This is a genomic window from Schumannella sp. GW821-FHT10F01 (genome assembly GCF_058809295.1).
On record NZ_JBXASM010000016.1, the window covers coordinates 1 to 13857 of the forward strand.

Annotated in this window: 17 protein-coding genes and 1 pseudogene; 11 read left to right on the forward strand and 7 right to left on the reverse strand. The window is 75.2% G+C overall.

Translation table 11 applies throughout. The features are described from left to right. From AC1RSJ_RS15040 to AC1RSJ_RS15050, 3 genes and pseudogenes are all read left to right on the forward strand, one after another. A pseudogene (locus AC1RSJ_RS15040) lies at positions 1 to 1167 on the forward strand (hypothetical protein); the annotation flags it as partial. A 133-nt stretch (positions 1168 to 1300) separates the two neighbouring features. Next, entirely contained in the window at positions 1301 to 2095 is a 795-nt protein-coding gene (locus tag AC1RSJ_RS15045) for a DUF4397 domain-containing protein (protein ID WP_493119251.1), read from the forward strand. Continuing rightward, entirely contained in the window at positions 2092 to 2769 is a 678-nt protein-coding gene (locus AC1RSJ_RS15050; protein ID WP_493119252.1) for a sortase domain-containing protein, read from the forward strand. The genes AC1RSJ_RS15045 and AC1RSJ_RS15050 overlap by 4 nt, the downstream gene beginning before the upstream one ends. Positions 2770 to 2812: 43 nt before the next feature. On the opposite strand, the gene AC1RSJ_RS15055 is transcribed toward AC1RSJ_RS15050, so the two are convergent. Next, positions 2813 to 3172 carry a hypothetical protein gene (locus AC1RSJ_RS15055; RefSeq protein ID WP_493119253.1) on the reverse strand — a complete coding sequence of 120 codons (360 nt, stop codon included), beginning with the start codon at positions 3170 to 3172 and terminating at the stop codon, positions 2813 to 2815. A gap of 74 nt (positions 3173 to 3246) precedes the next feature. Beyond that, positions 3247 to 3462, reverse strand: a complete 216-nt coding sequence (locus AC1RSJ_RS15060) for a hypothetical protein (RefSeq protein ID WP_493119254.1) — start codon at positions 3460 to 3462, stop codon at positions 3247 to 3249. Positions 3463 to 3590: 128 nt separating this feature from the next. Here AC1RSJ_RS15060 and AC1RSJ_RS15065 point away from each other — a divergent pair, with 128 nt between their 5' ends. Further along, a complete protein-coding gene (locus tag AC1RSJ_RS15065; RefSeq protein ID WP_493119255.1) occupies positions 3591 to 4253 on the forward strand; it encodes a DedA family protein in 663 nt (220 codons plus the stop codon). A 75-nt stretch (positions 4254 to 4328) separates the two neighbouring features. Then, positions 4329 to 5585, forward strand: coding sequence for an APC family permease (locus AC1RSJ_RS15070; protein WP_493119256.1), 1257 nt, complete (start codon positions 4329 to 4331; stop codon positions 5583 to 5585). Between the two features lie 256 nt (positions 5586 to 5841). Here AC1RSJ_RS15070 and AC1RSJ_RS15075 read toward each other — a convergent pair whose 3' ends face one another. Together AC1RSJ_RS15075 and AC1RSJ_RS15080 are read right to left on the reverse strand one after the other, a co-directional pair. After that, a complete protein-coding gene (locus tag AC1RSJ_RS15075; RefSeq protein WP_493119257.1) occupies positions 5842 to 6315 on the reverse strand; it encodes a DUF6194 family protein in 474 nt (157 codons plus the stop codon). Positions 6316 to 6336: 21 nt separating this feature from the next. Further along, entirely contained in the window at positions 6337 to 6483 is a 147-nt protein-coding gene (locus AC1RSJ_RS15080) for a hypothetical protein (RefSeq protein WP_493119258.1), read from the reverse strand. 154 nt (positions 6484 to 6637) lie between these two features. Here AC1RSJ_RS15080 and AC1RSJ_RS15085 point away from each other — a divergent pair, with 154 nt between their 5' ends. Next, the gene (locus AC1RSJ_RS15085) at positions 6638 to 7435 is read left to right on the forward strand and encodes an ABC transporter ATP-binding protein (protein ID WP_493119259.1); all 798 of its coding nucleotides are present in this window, start codon (positions 6638 to 6640) and stop codon (positions 7433 to 7435) included. Here the strand turns inward: AC1RSJ_RS15085 and AC1RSJ_RS15090 are convergent. Beyond that, a complete protein-coding gene (locus tag AC1RSJ_RS15090; protein ID WP_493119260.1) occupies positions 7432 to 8271 on the reverse strand; it encodes an MBL fold metallo-hydrolase in 840 nt (279 codons plus the stop codon). The two genes, AC1RSJ_RS15085 and AC1RSJ_RS15090, sit on opposite strands and share 4 nt — an antisense overlap. 180 nt (positions 8272 to 8451) lie before the next feature. Between AC1RSJ_RS15090 and AC1RSJ_RS15095 the strand changes: the two genes are divergently transcribed. The 3 genes from AC1RSJ_RS15095 to AC1RSJ_RS15105 all read left to right on the forward strand — a co-directional run bounded on the left by AC1RSJ_RS15095 (position 8452) and on the right by AC1RSJ_RS15105 (position 10132). Then, the gene (locus AC1RSJ_RS15095; RefSeq protein WP_493119261.1) at positions 8452 to 9099 is read left to right on the forward strand and encodes a hypothetical protein; all 648 of its coding nucleotides are present in this window, start codon (positions 8452 to 8454) and stop codon (positions 9097 to 9099) included. An 86-nt stretch (positions 9100 to 9185) separates the two neighbouring features. Beyond that, positions 9186 to 9371 (forward strand): hypothetical protein, encoded by a 186-nt coding sequence (locus AC1RSJ_RS15100; RefSeq protein ID WP_493119262.1) that lies wholly within the window; start codon positions 9186 to 9188, stop codon positions 9369 to 9371. A 56-nt stretch (positions 9372 to 9427) separates the two neighbouring features. After that, positions 9428 to 10132 (forward strand): SOS response-associated peptidase, encoded by a 705-nt coding sequence (locus tag AC1RSJ_RS15105; RefSeq protein WP_493119263.1) that lies wholly within the window; start codon positions 9428 to 9430, stop codon positions 10130 to 10132. Positions 10133 to 10136: 4 nt separating this feature from the next. On the opposite strand, the gene AC1RSJ_RS15110 is transcribed toward AC1RSJ_RS15105, so the two are convergent. Then, on the reverse strand, positions 10137 to 11006 hold the full coding sequence (locus AC1RSJ_RS15110; protein ID WP_493119264.1) for a dioxygenase family protein: 870 nt from the start codon (positions 11004 to 11006) through the stop codon (positions 10137 to 10139). Positions 11007 to 11140: 134 nt separating this feature from the next. Beyond that, on the reverse strand, positions 11141 to 12334 hold the full coding sequence (lhgO, locus tag AC1RSJ_RS15115; RefSeq protein ID WP_493119265.1) for an L-2-hydroxyglutarate oxidase: 1194 nt from the start codon (positions 12332 to 12334) through the stop codon (positions 11141 to 11143). Positions 12335 to 12547: 213 nt separating this feature from the next. On the opposite strand from lhgO, the gene AC1RSJ_RS15120 reads away from it, so the two are divergent. Next, on the forward strand, positions 12548 to 13177 hold the full coding sequence (locus AC1RSJ_RS15120) for an acyltransferase (RefSeq protein WP_493119266.1): 630 nt from the start codon (positions 12548 to 12550) through the stop codon (positions 13175 to 13177). Next, complete coding sequence (locus AC1RSJ_RS15125; protein ID WP_493119267.1) at positions 13174 to 13851, forward strand: hypothetical protein; 678 nt, start codon at positions 13174 to 13176, stop codon at positions 13849 to 13851. The genes AC1RSJ_RS15120 and AC1RSJ_RS15125 overlap by 4 nt, the downstream gene beginning before the upstream one ends. The last annotated feature ends 6 nt before the right edge of the window (positions 13852 to 13857 follow it).

Here is a 13857-nt window from a genome sequence, read left to right on the forward strand (position 1 = left end):
GAGCGGATCGCCGTCGCGCTCGGGATGCTGCCCGCCGGCGATCCGCTCGGCGCGCTCCTGGCGGGCACGACCGCGGGATCGGCGCCCGGCGCCGCGGACTCCGCGCTCGCCGTCTGGTGGCGCACCGATCCCGTGCTGCTGCTGGCCGGCGCCCTCGCCGCCGTGGCCGGACTCGGCATCTGGCGGCTGCGTCCGATCTCCGCGGTGCTGCTCGCCTCGCTCGCGGCCGTGGTCGCCGTGTCAGCCCTGCCGGCCGCGTCGCCGACGTCGCTGCTGCCGCTCGCCACGGCGGCGGCGCTGCTCACAGCCGGCTCCGTCGACGCCGCCGTGCGGGTGCTGCGATCGGGTGCCGTCACCGGGCGCTCGCGGGCGGGCATCGTGCTGGCGGCCGCCGCCGCCGCGATCGTGACGGCGGCCGTCGTCGACGTCTCCCCGCTCACCGCCGCGCTCTCGGTGTCGCAGGACGCCGACCGCCGGGCCGCGCTGGCCTGGGTCGACGGGCAGCTGCCGCCGACGACCCCGGTGGTCGCGGATCCGCTCACCCGGATCGACCTGCTCGGACCGGCTCGCGACGGCCGCAGGAGCTCGGGCGTCGCGGCGCTCGATCGAGCGCCGGCCGACGTGTCGTACGTGGTCAGCACCCCCGCGCTCCGCGCCGCGACCGCGACCGGGCCCCGGCACGAGCTGCTCGCGTCGGGTGCGGTCGTCGCCCGGTTCGGATCCGGCCGCGCGCGCGTCGACGTGCTGCGGCTCGACCCCGATCCGGGCGCCGTCGCCGCGCTCGCGCTGACCGACGCCCGGATGGCGAAGGTCGCAGGTGTCCAGGTCGCCGGGCACGCCGGGCTGCGCGCGGAGCCGGCGGACAAGCAGCTGCTCGCCGAGGGCCGCGTCGACCCCCGGGTCGTGCTCACGATCGGCACCGCGCTGGCCGACGGCGACGTCGAGATCGCCGGGTTCCCCGCCGTGCGGGGCGAGTCCGGTCGTCTGCTTCGACAGGTCGAGCTGGTCGCGCTCGGCGGCGCGCCGGCCGCGGTCGTCGGCAGTCCCTCGCCCGCGGTCGATCGGCTGGTCGCCGCACTGGCCGGTCCGTTCACTCCGGAGCGGGTGACCGTGCAGGGCCAGCACGTGCTGATCACCTGGCCGATCGACCCGCCCGTCGACAGCTAGCGAGCCACCCACCCGGCACCCGTCCCGCCTCGCACGTCGCATCCCGTCCCGTCCCACCTCACCCGCTCCACGCACCGCCGCTCCACGCACCGCACCCCCGCACCGCACCGCACCGCACCGCAAGGAGAACCCGATGTCCCGCACCGCACCCGTCCCCACCCGGCGCCTCGTCGCCGCCGCCGTCGCCGCACTCGCCACCGCCGCCGGGCTGCTGCTCCCGACCATCGGCGCCGACGCCGCCCTGCCCTCCGCCCCCGCCGGCGACGGATGGGTGCGGCTCGCCCACCTCTCCCCCGACACGGCGTCGGTCGACGTGCGCCTCAGCCCGCTCGGCAGCTCGCGCGTCGACCTCACCCTCCGCGGCGTCGCGTACGGTGCGGTGTCGGGCTACGCCGAGCTCCCGAGCGGGGTCTACACGGTCACGATGGTCGCGGCCGGCGCCGCGGCGACGTCGAAGCCGGTGCTCACCGCCTCGCTGCAGGTTGCGGCCGGCACGGCCCGCACGGTGGCGGCCTTCGGGCGCAACGCCGCGATCAGCGTGCAGTCCTTCGACGACGACCTCGCGTCGCCGCCGACCGGCCAGGCCCGGGTCCGCGTGATCCAGGCGTCGACGGCCGCGTCGAGCGTCGACGTGTCGACGGCCTCCGGCCTCGCGCTCGCGACGAAGGCCGCACTCGGCTCCGCCAGCGCCTATTCGCCGCTGCCCGCCGGCGCCTCGAGCCTGAAGCTCACCGGCGGCGGACGCACCGGCAGCGCCACCGTCGACCTCTCGGCCGGCAGCGTCGCCAGCCTGTTCGTGCTCGACACGTCGACCGGCCTCGAGATCCGCTCGGTCGTCGACTCGGCGGCGATCGCCCAGGCGCCGGTCGGCGGCGTGAACACCGGCGGCGGATGGCTCGCCGAGTCGCGCTCGCTGCTCGCGGGATGAGCACGGAGCGCCCGGCGCCACGGACGCGCCGCGCCGGGCATCCGGCCGTGCTCCTCGGCGCCGCCGCGCTGATCGCCGTGCTCGGCGCCGGGATCGCGGCGGCCGCGCTCGCGCCGTCGGCCGCCGCGCCGGCCCCGAGCGCGACCGCCACCACCTCGCCGGGGGTGGGCGACGTCGGCCGCATCCAGGACCCGGTCGGACCGCAGGCCGCGGTGACGACGGTGCCGGTGTCGGTCTCGATCCCCGATCTCGGCATCGCCTCGACGCTCGAGACCCTCGCCGTCGACGGCCGCGGCAGGCTGCAGCCGCCGGTCGACCCGGCGAAGGCGGGCTGGTTCGCGGCCGGGGTCGTGCCCGGGCAGGTCGGGCCGGCGATCATCGCGGGCCACGTCGACTACTCGGCGGGCCCCGGCGTATTCGAGACGCTGTCGGCGCTGCTGCCCGGTGCCGCGGTCGACGTGACGATGTCCGACGGCGCGGTGCTGCGGTTCGTGGTGACCGGGCGGACGCAGTCGGCGAAGGCGCAGTTCCCGACCTCGGAGGTCTACGGCGCGACACCGGATCCGGAGCTGCGGCTCATCTGCTGCGCGGGGGTGTTCGACCGCCGCACGGCGCATTACGTCGACAACCTCGTGGTGTTCGCGAAGCTCGGCACGGTGTCGAACGGCAGCTGACCGGGGCGGACGCGCCGCTCGAGTCCGACGCAGCGCGGGTGATTCAGCGCGGACGTCGCCCCGGCGCCGCGCCGAGCGCGCGACCGGCCCGCACAGCCTTCGCCATCCGCTCGGCGAGCTTGTGCACGCCCGGCGGGCCCACGAGCACGCGCGTGCCGTCGATGGCCTCGACGAGCAGCTCGCCCGAGACCACCGCGGCGTCGGCGGCCGCCTGCGCGAGCCGACGCGCCTCCTCCAGATCCGCGGACGCGATGCGGCGCCACGCGTGGAAGGCGGAGAGGTCCGCGCCATCCTCGAGCGTCCCCTCGACGAGCGTCTCCAGGCGGAGCGCCGCGACGTGCAGCTCGCCGAGGGCACGCAGCATGGACGAGGGCAGCTCGGGGGTCGGGTCCGGTGCGGGCATCGTCGCCCTCTCCGCTCGGGTGGCGCCAGCGTACGACCAGGACGGCGCGACGACCAGAGCGATCCTCGACGCCGTCAGCGGACGCGGAGCGACTCCCAGTACTGGCCGGCGGAGATCCAGCGGATCTGCCCGGCGTGCAGGCCCCGGAACAGCTTCAGCGTGCGGCCGTCGAAGCCGTCGACCCCGGCCGCCCAGTCCGGGAGCTGAGCCAGCAGCTCCGAACGGCTGCGGCGACCGTGCTCGTGAACCTGATCGACCATCCAGCGCGCGAGCTGCTCCTCATCCGACATCGGAGTCGAAAATAGTCAGCGAGTCTGGAAGGGCGGGGGGCCTTGACAGTCGGACTTCGCATCCGCTAGCCGACGACGGCGCGGGTTTCGGGAGCTCCGACTCAGGAGCCCCCGCTACGGTCGCATGCATGTCCGACGCCGTCGATCTCGACGAGCTCGACGGCCTGGCCGGCATCGCCGCGCGCGCGATCGACGCGCTCGGCGAGGTCGGCGTCGGGCTGCTCACGCTCGTCGAGACCGTGTTCCCGCCCATCCCGAGCGAGGTGATCCTGCCGCTCGCCGGCTTCCTCGCGGCCACCGGGAGGATGAACCTCGCGCTGGTGATCGGGCTGGCGACGCTCGGCTCCTATGCCGGCGCGCTCGTGCTCTACCTCCTGGGGGCGCGGCTCGGGCACGAGCGCTCGGTCCGACTGCTCGCCCGGCTGCCGCTCGTCGACGCCGAGGACTTCGAGCGCTCGGCGCGCTGGTTCTCCCGTCACGGCTGGACCGCCGTGCTGTTCGGACGGCTCATGCCGGGTGTCCGCTCCCTCGTGTCGCTCCCGGCGGGGGCCGAGCGGATGCCGCTGCCCCTGTTCAGTGTGCTCACCATCGTCGGCAGCGGGGTCTGGAACGCGCTGCTCGTCGGCCTCGGCGCCGCCCTCGGCAGCCGGTACGAGCTCATCGACCGATGGTCCGGCGTGCTCGACATCGTGATCTACTCCGCCGTCGGCCTCGCGCTGGTCGTGCTCGTGATCCGGCGGGTGCGGCGGCACCGGGTCGCCGCCCGGGAGGGTTCGCCCGAGCCCGACTGAGCGGCGCGTCGCCCGGTTCTGCGATCCCCTCGCCGACCGCCCCGGCGCGACACCCGGCGGCGCTAGGGTCCGCTCGTGACCGCGCCCCGCTCCGCCCCGCGCCTCGCCCGCCGCCTCCGGCTCGGCGACGCCGTCGTGATCGGCGTCGGGTCGATGGTCGGCGCCGGCGTCTTCTCGGCGTTCGCGCCCGCCGCCGCCGCGGCCGGCACCTGGCTGCTCGCGGGCCTCGCCCTCGCGGCGCTGGTCGCCGCGGCGAACGCCGGCTCGACCGCGCAGCTCGCGGCGCAGTACCCGCACGCGGGCGGCGCCTACCTGTACGGGCGGGAGCGGCTCGGCGCGTGGCCGGGCTTCCTCGCCGGGTGGTCGTTCGTGATCGGCAAGACGGCGAGCTGCGCCGCCATGGCGCTGACCGTCGCCGCGTACGTCGCACCGCCCGCCTGGCAGCGCCCGCTGGCGGCCGCGGTCGTCGCCGTGCTCACGCTCGTGAACCTGCTCGGCATCACCCGCACGGCGCTCCTCACGCGCATCCTCGTCGCCGTCACACTCGTCGCGCTCACGGCGGCCGTGGTCGCCGGCGCCTCGTATGCCGATCCCGGCATGCTGGTCGGCGCGGTCCCGTCGACCGGCGCCTACGGGGTGCTCCAGTCGGCCGGCCTGCTGTTCTTCGCGTTCGCCGGCTACGCCAGGATCGCGACCCTCGGCGAGGAGGTCGTCGCCCCGGAGCTGACGATCCCGCGCGCGATCCTGCTCGCCCTCGGCATCGCCCTCGTCGTCTACCTCGCCGTCGGGCTCGCACTGCTCGGCGGCCTCGGCGCGGCCGGCCTCGCCGGCTCGAGCGCGCCGCTCGCCGACCTGGTCGAGCCGGCCGCACCCGGCCTGCTGCCCGTCGTGCGGGTCGGCGCCACCGCCGCCGCGCTCGGCGCGCTGCTCGCCCTCATCGCGGGCATCGGCCGCACGGCGCTGGCGATGGCGCGCGAGGGCGACCTGCCGCGGGCGCTCGCGGCCGTGCATCCGCGCCGCTCGGTGCCGTACCGGGCGGAGGCGCTCGTCGGCGGCGTCGTCATCGTGATCGTGCTGCTCGCCGACGTGCGCGGGGCGATCGGGTTCTCGTCGTTCGGGGTGCTGCTGTACTACCTGGTCGCGAACCTGTCCGCGCTCACCCAGGACCGGCCCCACCGCCGGATGCCGCGTGCGCTCTCCGCGCTCGGGGCCGTCGGCTGCGTCGCGCTCGCCGCGTCCCTCCCGCCGCTGTCGGTGCTCGCCGGGCTCGGCGTGCTCGCCGCGGGCGTGCTGCTCAGGCTGGCCGGTCGGCGGCGGGCGCGGTCTCGATGATCCGCTGGATGAGCCGCACCGCCGCGGAGATGTCGACCTCCGGCTCGAGCGGCGGGCCGAGACGATCGCCTTGACGGGCCAGCTCGTGGGCCGCGGCGTCGTGGCGCTCGCCTCGGAGCGCCCGCCGCGCATCCGGCCCGACCGCCGGATGCAGGAGTCCGTCGCCCTCGGGGCGGCGGACTCCTGCGTCTCAGGATCGGACCACCCGGATGTCCTTCATCCGGCGGCCGGGCGGGCCGCGGCCGGGCGGTCGTGCTCAGCCGCGCGCGTCCTCGCGGCGGTCCCAGCGCGCCTTCGCGAGCCCGTGCGCGCCGATGAGCAGCGCGTGCAGCCGCGTCGACGTGCGCTCCCCCGGTTCCACGACGGCGATCCAGCCCAGCGAGCCGTAGACCGGATGCGCCATCACGGCATCCACCGCGTCCGGCGCCGGCTCGTCGGCGGCCGGCGCGTCCTTCGGGTCGCGGCCGACCAGCTCGGCGAACACCTCGGCGCCGGCCGCGACGTTGACGCGGAACGCGCCCGCCCGGTCGAGGCCCGACGACGGCTCGCCCGGATAGTCCTTCGTCACGATCGTGGCGAACGGCTGCGTCGCCGGAACGACGCCGTCCGGCGCGTAGTAGAAGAAGCGGTCGCCCCAGGCGATCTCCGGGGTGCCGTCGCCCTCCGCGGGCGCCAGCACCAGCACGCCGCCGAGCGCGCGGACGGAATCGTCGATCTCGTCGATGCTCATGCCGACCAGGGTCGCACGCGCCTACTTCGGCACGACCACCGGGATCGACGCGGTCGCGGTCGACGGGAAGGTGTGCTCGCCGTTGCGGAGGCAGAAGTACGAGTACCCGCCGGTGAAGGCGTTGAAGCGGAAGACGACCCCCGCTCCGCAGGTCGGACACAGCTCCATCGTCGCCTCGCCATCGAGTCGCACCGCGCCCGATCGCGGTGATGACGGAAGAGTACGACCGCCGTGCCCCGACTGCACCCCCTTGACTTCCCAGAATCCGCCGAGGATTCCGCCCGTCCTGGGCGGCCGGTCGGAGCCGGTAGCGTCGGAGCCGATGGATCCGGTGCTCGAGCTGACGGACGTGGTGTTCCGCCGCAGCGGCTCGACGATCCTCGACGGCGTCTCGCTGCGGGTGCTGCCCGGCGAGCACTGGGCGCTGCTCGGGCGCAACGGCGCCGGCAAGTCGACCGTGCTCGCGTTCTGCGGCGCGCTGCAGCATCCGACCTCGGGCACGGTCGACGTGCTCGGCGCGCGGCTCGGCCGGGTCGAGCTGCAGGCGCTCCGGCGGCGGATCGGGCACGTCAACCCGCGGCATCCGATCGGCTCGCCGCTCACCGTGCGCGAGGTGGTGCTGACCGGCCTGGCCGGCTCGGTCGAGCTGCCGAACCACTGGGAGGCCGACCCGGCCGACGCGGCGCGCGCCGACGACCTCGTCGAGCGGATGGGGCTCGCCGAGCGGATCGGCGCGGTCTGGCCGACCCTGTCGCAGGGCGAGCGGGGGCGCGCCCTCATCGCCCGGGCGCTGCTGTCCGACCCGAGCCTCCTGCTGCTCGACGAGCCGTCGACCGGACTCGACCTGGCCGCGCGCGAGCAGCTGCTCGAGACCGTCGACTCGCTCGAGCACAGCCATCCGGACCTCGCGTCGGTGCTCGTGACCCACCATCTCGAGGAGCTGCCCGAGACGACCACCCACGCGATGCTCATCGCCCACGGCCGGGTCGTCGCGGCCGGTCCGGCGGCGGAGGTCATCGCCTCCGACACGGTGTCGCGGGCGTTCGAGCATCCGATCGAGGTCGGCTTCGACGGCGCGCGCTGGTCGGCGCGGGCGCTCCGCAGCACGGCGAGGCGCTAGGCGCCCAGCACCACCTCGTCGCCGAACGCCGGCAGCACGAGCTCGACGCCGTCGCGACGGGCCCAGCGGGTCAGGTCGGCCATGGTCGCCTCCAGCCGGTCGAGGCGCGGCGGCAGCGGCTCGAGCGGTCTCGAGAGCGGTCGCCAGAAGGCGTCCCAGTGGATGGGGCGCACGATCCGCGCACCGCTCGCCGTCACGGTCTCGCGCCAGTAGTCCGCGCGCCAGGCCTCGCTCTTCGCGCCGATGCCGCCGACGCCGAGGTAGAGCAGGCCGGCCGGATGCGGCGCGAGCGGCATCACCGGATGCTGCGCCGTGCCGACGACGAGCACCGACCCGTCCGCGTGCCGGATGCGGAAGCTGTGGCAGCCGCCGGTCCGGTAGGCCCGCAGGCGGGCCGGGGGCACGAGCGGTCGGGTGATCGGCCCGGGCGCGGCGTCGTCGTCGCTGTGCTCGGCGCGGATCGGCGTCACCTCGAACGCCCCGAACGTCACCGGATGGCCGTCGTGCAGCTCGACGAACGGCTCCGCGCCGAGGCCGTAGCCGAGCTGGATGTTGCGGGTCGACGGCGTGCCGGCCAGCACGGCGCCGGTGCGCTGGGCGATCACCGGCGCGTCGAGCGAGTGGTCGATGTGCGAGTGGGAGGCGAGCACCGCGTCGAGTCGATCGATGCCGAGCCGTTCGAGGGCGACGCGGATGCGCGCCGGATCGGGGGCGACGCGGGTGAGCAGCAGCCGCGGCAGCGACGGCCTGCTGAAGTACCCGTCCACGAGCACGCTGGACCGGCCGTCCGTGACGAGCACGGTCGAGACCCCGCCGAACACCGCGCGCAGTGCCATGCGGCCACGCTACGCCCGCTCTGGGCTCTCCGGGACAGCCCTGATACCCTGGCCCGTCGTACCGCCCGGCCGGGCGTCCGAACCGCACGGCCACCCGCATCCATGACCTCAGCCTCCACCGCACGCATCCGCGCCCCGCGAGCCGGCTCCCGCCGCCGGGGTGCCGCTCCGCGACTCTCGATGACGCGCTCCGTCGGCGGCGCCGCCGTCGCCGCGCTCGGGCTGGCCGTCATCCTGGCGGTCGCGCCGCCCGCCCCCGCGGAGGCCCGCACGCCAGCCGCGCACGGCCGCGCCATGGCGCCGCCGGTGCAGCACTTCGCCCCCGGCACGACCCAGGACCTCGCGGTGCCGGCGGCGGCTGACGTGCCCGACGTGGTGCGCGACACCACCGCCGTCACCTCGCCCGAGGTGCTCTACGTGCAGAGCGGCACGAACGCCGACTGGGCGAAGCTGATCCTGGCCGACGGCGGCTGGCCGGTGAGCGACGAGAACGTCACCGTGCTGCTGCAGTGGATGATCCGCGAGAACGGCGCCGACTCGTGGTGGCTTCGCAACAACCCGCTCAACAACGGCTACGGCTCGGGCGGCGGCGGCGGTCTCGGCCGGTACGACAACCTGCAGATCGCGGCGAAGAAGGTCGCGGAGAACCTGGCGCGCGGCGGCGGCTACCAGCCGATCATCGACTGCCTCGCCGCCTCCTGCCCGGCCGCGCAGACCGCCCAGGCCATCTGGGAGTCGCCGTGGGCGACCAGCCACTACGGCAACGGCGAGCGCTGGACGACCGGTACCGTGAAGATCGTCAAGGCCCCGGCCGACGCCTGGGGCTGAGCCCGGAGCCGGCTCGCCCGCGCGGTCATCCTGGACATCCGCTCCGACGGGGCGCCGATGCACCGCGGCCGGAGCACACTGGCGCCATGAGCGCCGACGAGAAGGAGCCGCACTTCGACGTGCACGGCACCGCGGACCACATGGTCACCATCGAGCAGGACGGCCACGAGATCACGGCCGCCGAGGCGGAGGCGGATCTGCCGCCCGGCACTGACGGCCACGCGATGCCGTCGTCGCGCGACCTCGCCGCGGAGCAGCATCCGCACGACTGAGCCCGACCCCGGGCCGCATCCGGCGGCCGTCGGACCCCGCGGCTAGCCTGATCCGCATGTGCGGCCGGTTCGCGATGGACAGCGAGACGAACGACCTCATCGAGGAGTTCGTGCTCGACGGCAACGACTTCCGCGACTGGAGCGTGTCGTACTCGATCGCGCCCACCGACACGGTGCCGATCATCCGCGAGCGCGCCGACAAGGCCGGTGTCGTGCACCGCACGGTGGAGCCGGCGGTCTGGGACTTCCGTCCGTCGTTCCTCACGAAGCCGGGGCGGCCGCAGTTCAACGCCCGCATCGAGACGATCTCCTCGAGCGGGCTGTGGAAGGGCGCGTTCGCCGGTTCGCGGTGCATCGTGCCGATGCGCGGCTACTACGAGTGGACCGGCGAGGCCGGTCGCAAGGACGCGCACTTCATCCACGGCGAGGCGCTCCTCGCCGCCGCCGGGCTGTCGACCGTCAGGAAGGTCGACGGCGAGTGGGAGGTCTCGACCGTGATCGTCACGCGCGAGGCGCGGGACGCGTCCGGCGAGGTGCACGACCGGATGCCCGCCTTCCTGCCCGTCGGCGACGCGCGCGACGAGTGGCTGGCGCCCGTGAAGCTCGACGACGCGGGCAAGGAGCGCATGCTGTCGCTGCTCGACGCCGCCTCCGCCGAGGTCGCGGCCACGATGACGACCTACGAGGTGGACCGCCGCGTGAACAACTCGCGCGCCGTCGACCCGGCCGACGCGACGCTCATCGAGCCCCTCGCCGGCTGACGCCTCACACCCCGATGGTCAGCGCCGCCGTGTAGCCGGCCGAGACCGATCCCGACATCGTCGCGATCTGGTGGATGCCGCCGTCGTCGCCGAACACCATGTCCTTCGACAGGCTGGTCTGGGCGAGGTTGCGCACGCTCTGCTCGTAGCCGGCGGTCGCATAGACGGCGCTGTCGATCTCCTCCGGCAGCGCGATCTGCGACGTCGTGACGATCGGCCCGGACGCCACGGCGTTGGCGACGTCCTGGTACACCTCGAAGTGGATGTGCGGCCAGCGGCCCGAGTAGCAGGCCGGGAAGATCGACGTGAACTCGACCGTGCCGGTCGCGTCGGTCTCCTGCACTCCGCGGAGGTAGTTCACGTCCTCGAGGCCCTTCGCGTACAGCGAGTAGTCCCCTGCCCGGTCGCAGTGCCAGAGGTACACGCCCGCGCCAGCCAGCGCCGCGCCGCTCGAGGCGTCGCGCACGGTGAGCCGGATCGTGAGCGGGATGCCCTCCGCGGTGACCGTCGACGAGCCGAAGCTCGAGCGGATGTCGCTGCGCACGATGCCGGAGTCGTCGAGCACGTTCACCCCGTTCGACCCGTCACCCGGGTACGGCCCGGCCGTCTCGTCGGGCACCTTCTCGATGTCGCCGGAGGCCGCGGCGGACGCCGTTGACGTGGCGACGGACGGGGTCGAGGTCGCGGACCCGTCGGACGACGCGATGCCGCAGGCCGCGAGCAGCGACGTCAGCGAGACGCCGCCGAAGATGCCGAGCGCGCGGCGCCGGTTCACCAGCGTCTGCATGTCGTAGACGAGGCCGCGGTGGTCCTCGTCGATCTCGTGTCCGTCGGCATCGACCCATCGGGGGTCGGCGCGGGGCTTCTCGGCCATGGCGGCCTCCTCGGGTCGCGTGGATGTCGGTGAGGAGAGCAGACCGCACGACCCTTTCGGCTTCCTATGAGCACACTCTCGGGATCCGATGGACCCGGATTCCCCGAGCGGCATATGACCGCGGGCCGGCCGCGTCAGTCCTCGCCGAGCAGCCGGCCGGCGAGCTCGCGTCCGATCGGGATCGCGGAGGTGGCGGCCGGCGACGGTGCGTTGAGCACGTGCACCTGCCGCGCCGTCCGCTCGATGAGGAAGTCCTCGACGAGCGCGCCGTCGCGTCGCACCGCCTGCGCGCGGATGCCGGCGGAGCGCGTCCGCAGATCGCCGAGCGAGAGCGACGGGGCGTACTTGCGGCACTCGGCGAGGTAGCCGCGCTTCAGGGCCGAGTTGCGCAGCTCGATCGCCGCCGGGCGCGCGTTCCGGGCCGCCATCCGCCAGAACCCCGGGTACAGGGCGAAGTCGGCCACGTCGCGCGGGCTGACCGAGCCGCGCGGGTAGCCCTCGCGGGCCAGGCCGAGCACCGCGTTCGGGCCGACGGTCATCCGGCCGTCGACAGTCGGGCTGAGGTGCACGCCGAGGAACGGCATCGACGGGTCCGGCACCGGGTAGATCAGGTGCGACACGAGCCGCGACCGCTCGGGCGCGAGCTCGAAGTACTCGCCGCGGAACGGCACGATGCGCACGTCGGTCTCGAGCCCGCCGAGTCGCGCGATCCGGTCGGCCTGCAGCCCGGCGCACGCCACCAGGCGGTCCGCACGCAGCTCGCCGCCGTCGTCCGTGCGCACGACGACGCCGCGGTCGTCCTCGGCGATCCCGGTGACCGCCGTGCCCAGGCGCACCTCGACGCCGTCCGCCTCGAGCTCGGCGCGCAGCGCCCGCGCGACGGCGCGGTAGTCGACGATGCCGGTGGTCGGCGACCAGATCGCCGAGACGCCGCGCACCTCCGGCTCCCGCTCGCGCAGCTCGCCCTCGCCGATCCGCTCGAGCTCGATGCCGTTCGTGCGCGCCCGCTCCTCGAGCGCGTCGAGCCGTGCTCGCTCGCGCTCGTCCGTGGCGACGACGAGCTTGCCGACCAGGCGGTACGGGATGCCGTGCCGCTCGCAGAACTCGACCGTGGCGATGCGCCCCTCGCGGCAGAGCCGGGCTTTGAGCGACCCGGGCGCGTAGTAGATCCCGGCGTGGATGACGCCCGAGTTGTGGCCGGTCTGGCCGGTGCCGACCTCGTCCGCCTTCTCGAGGATCGTGATGCGCGCGTCCGGCCGGCGCTGCCGCACGGCACGCGCCGTCGCCAGCCCGACGATGCCGCCGCCTACTACCACCAGGTCGTCCATCGGCTCTCCCACTCCGCCGTCAGGGGAATCCCTCTACCGGATCGACCCGGTGCGGGCATACAGTACAGGGGACCGATGCCCGATCGGTCGTCCCGAACCCGAACCGCTGGCGCGCCGTCCCCGCTGCCAAGCGGGGCACCCCGTCCTATGGGGGCTCCGTCCCATCAGGGGCGCACTGCGCGCCACGGCTCCTGCCACCCACAGGAGGATCCCGTGACCGATGACGCGACCCCGCGCGTCGCCGGCACCGCCGATGTCGACCCCCGCGCCCGCCTCGAGCCCGGCGTGATCGTCTGGCATCTCGCGCAGGTGCGCGAGGATGCCGTGATCGGCGCCGGAACCACGCTCGGCCGCGGCTCGTACGTCGGCCCCGGCGTGGTGCTCGGCGCGAACTGCAAGGTGCAGAACGCCGCCCTCATCTACGAGCCGGCCGTGCTCGGCGACGGCGTCTTCATCGGCCCCGCCGTGGTGCTCACGAACGACGTCTGGCCCCGCGCCGTCAATCCCGACCTCACCCGCAAGTCGGCCGACGACTGGCACGCGGTCGGCGTGGCCATCGGCACCGGCGCCGCGATCGGCGCCCGCACCGTCTGCATCGCCCCCGTGGCGATCGGCGAGTGGGCGCTCGTCGCCGCCGGGTCCACGGTGACCCGCGACGTGCCCGCCTACGGCCTCGTCGTCGGCAGCCCGGCCCGCCGCGTCGGCTGGGTCGGCCGCGCCGGCGTGCGCCTCGAGCCGGACGACGCCCCCGCGCCCGAGGGCGCGCTCGCCTGGCGCTGCCCGCAGAGCGGGGAGCGCTACCTCGAGCGCGACGGCGCCCTGGCCCCGGAGGCCGCCGCGTGAGCGGCGGGAGCCGCGAGCGCACGGGCGTCCTCTCCCGGCTGACGCCCGGCCGGGTGATCGCCGCGGGCGCGGTGGCCGCGGGCCTCATCGTGGCGGCCGCGGCGATCCTCGGCAGCCTCCCGGCACCCTCCCCGACCGCCGCCGGCCGTGGCGACGGCTCCGGATCCGGCTCGACGATCACGCCCACCCCGGGCTCCGCGGCCTCCGGCGGCCCGTACGTGACGGCGAGCCCGAGCCCGATCGGGCCGCGCACGACCACCGAGGTGCCGCCCGGGCAGCCGGGCAGCACGCTGCCGCCGGCGACCAGCCCGCCGCCCGTCTTCGTCGGCACCGCGCCGGCGTCCGCGTCGAAGAAGGGCGGGCTCGCGGCGGGCTTCCCCGCCGAGCTGCAGCTGCCCTCCGGCGCGTCGATCACGAGCTCCTCCATCGCCACGTCCGGATCCCGCAGCCAGGTCTCGGTCGACGGCACGGTCGACGGCGTCCCGGAGGCCGCGCTCGCCTCGCTCTCCGCCGCGTTCGCCGTCTACGGCCTCACCGGCTCGGACGCGCCCGCCGTCGGCGGCTCCACCGCCCGCACCTTCAGCCGCGGCAACGACACCGTCACGGTGTCCGCCACGGCCTCCAGCGGCCGCACCCGCCTGTCGCTGTTCGCCGTCCTCGACTACTCGTCCTAGGGGTCC

What these genes read in the sequence shown, in the direction of transcription:
- AC1RSJ_RS15045 (WP_493119251.1), top strand. Translation starts at nt 1,301, where the DNA reads ATGTCCCGCACCGCACCCGTCCCCACCCGGCGCCTCGTCGCCGCCGCC.
- AC1RSJ_RS15050 (WP_493119252.1), top strand. Translation starts at nt 2,092, where the DNA reads ATGAGCACGGAGCGCCCGGCGCCACGGACGCGCCGCGCCGGGCATCCG.
- AC1RSJ_RS15055 (WP_493119253.1), bottom strand. Translation starts at nt 3,172, where the DNA reads ATGCCCGCACCGGACCCGACCCCCGAGCTGCCCTCGTCCATGCTGCGT.
- AC1RSJ_RS15060 (WP_493119254.1), bottom strand. Translation starts at nt 3,462, where the DNA reads ATGTCGGATGAGGAGCAGCTCGCGCGCTGGATGGTCGATCAGGTTCAC.
- AC1RSJ_RS15065 (WP_493119255.1), top strand. Translation starts at nt 3,591, where the DNA reads ATGTCCGACGCCGTCGATCTCGACGAGCTCGACGGCCTGGCCGGCATC.
- AC1RSJ_RS15075 (WP_493119257.1), bottom strand. Translation starts at nt 6,315, where the DNA reads ATGAGCATCGACGAGATCGACGATTCCGTCCGCGCGCTCGGCGGCGTG.
- AC1RSJ_RS15080 (WP_493119258.1), bottom strand. Translation starts at nt 6,483, where the DNA reads ATGGAGCTGTGTCCGACCTGCGGAGCGGGGGTCGTCTTCCGCTTCAAC.
- AC1RSJ_RS15085 (WP_493119259.1), top strand. Translation starts at nt 6,638, where the DNA reads ATGGATCCGGTGCTCGAGCTGACGGACGTGGTGTTCCGCCGCAGCGGC.
- AC1RSJ_RS15090 (WP_493119260.1), bottom strand. Translation starts at nt 8,271, where the DNA reads ATGGCACTGCGCGCGGTGTTCGGCGGGGTCTCGACCGTGCTCGTCACG.
- AC1RSJ_RS15095 (WP_493119261.1), top strand. Translation starts at nt 8,452, where the DNA reads ATGACGCGCTCCGTCGGCGGCGCCGCCGTCGCCGCGCTCGGGCTGGCC.
- AC1RSJ_RS15100 (WP_493119262.1), top strand. Translation starts at nt 9,186, where the DNA reads ATGAGCGCCGACGAGAAGGAGCCGCACTTCGACGTGCACGGCACCGCG.
- AC1RSJ_RS15105 (WP_493119263.1), top strand. Translation starts at nt 9,428, where the DNA reads ATGTGCGGCCGGTTCGCGATGGACAGCGAGACGAACGACCTCATCGAG.
- AC1RSJ_RS15110 (WP_493119264.1), bottom strand. Translation starts at nt 11,006, where the DNA reads ATGGCCGAGAAGCCCCGCGCCGACCCCCGATGGGTCGATGCCGACGGA.
- lhgO (WP_493119265.1), bottom strand. Translation starts at nt 12,334, where the DNA reads ATGGACGACCTGGTGGTAGTAGGCGGCGGCATCGTCGGGCTGGCGACG.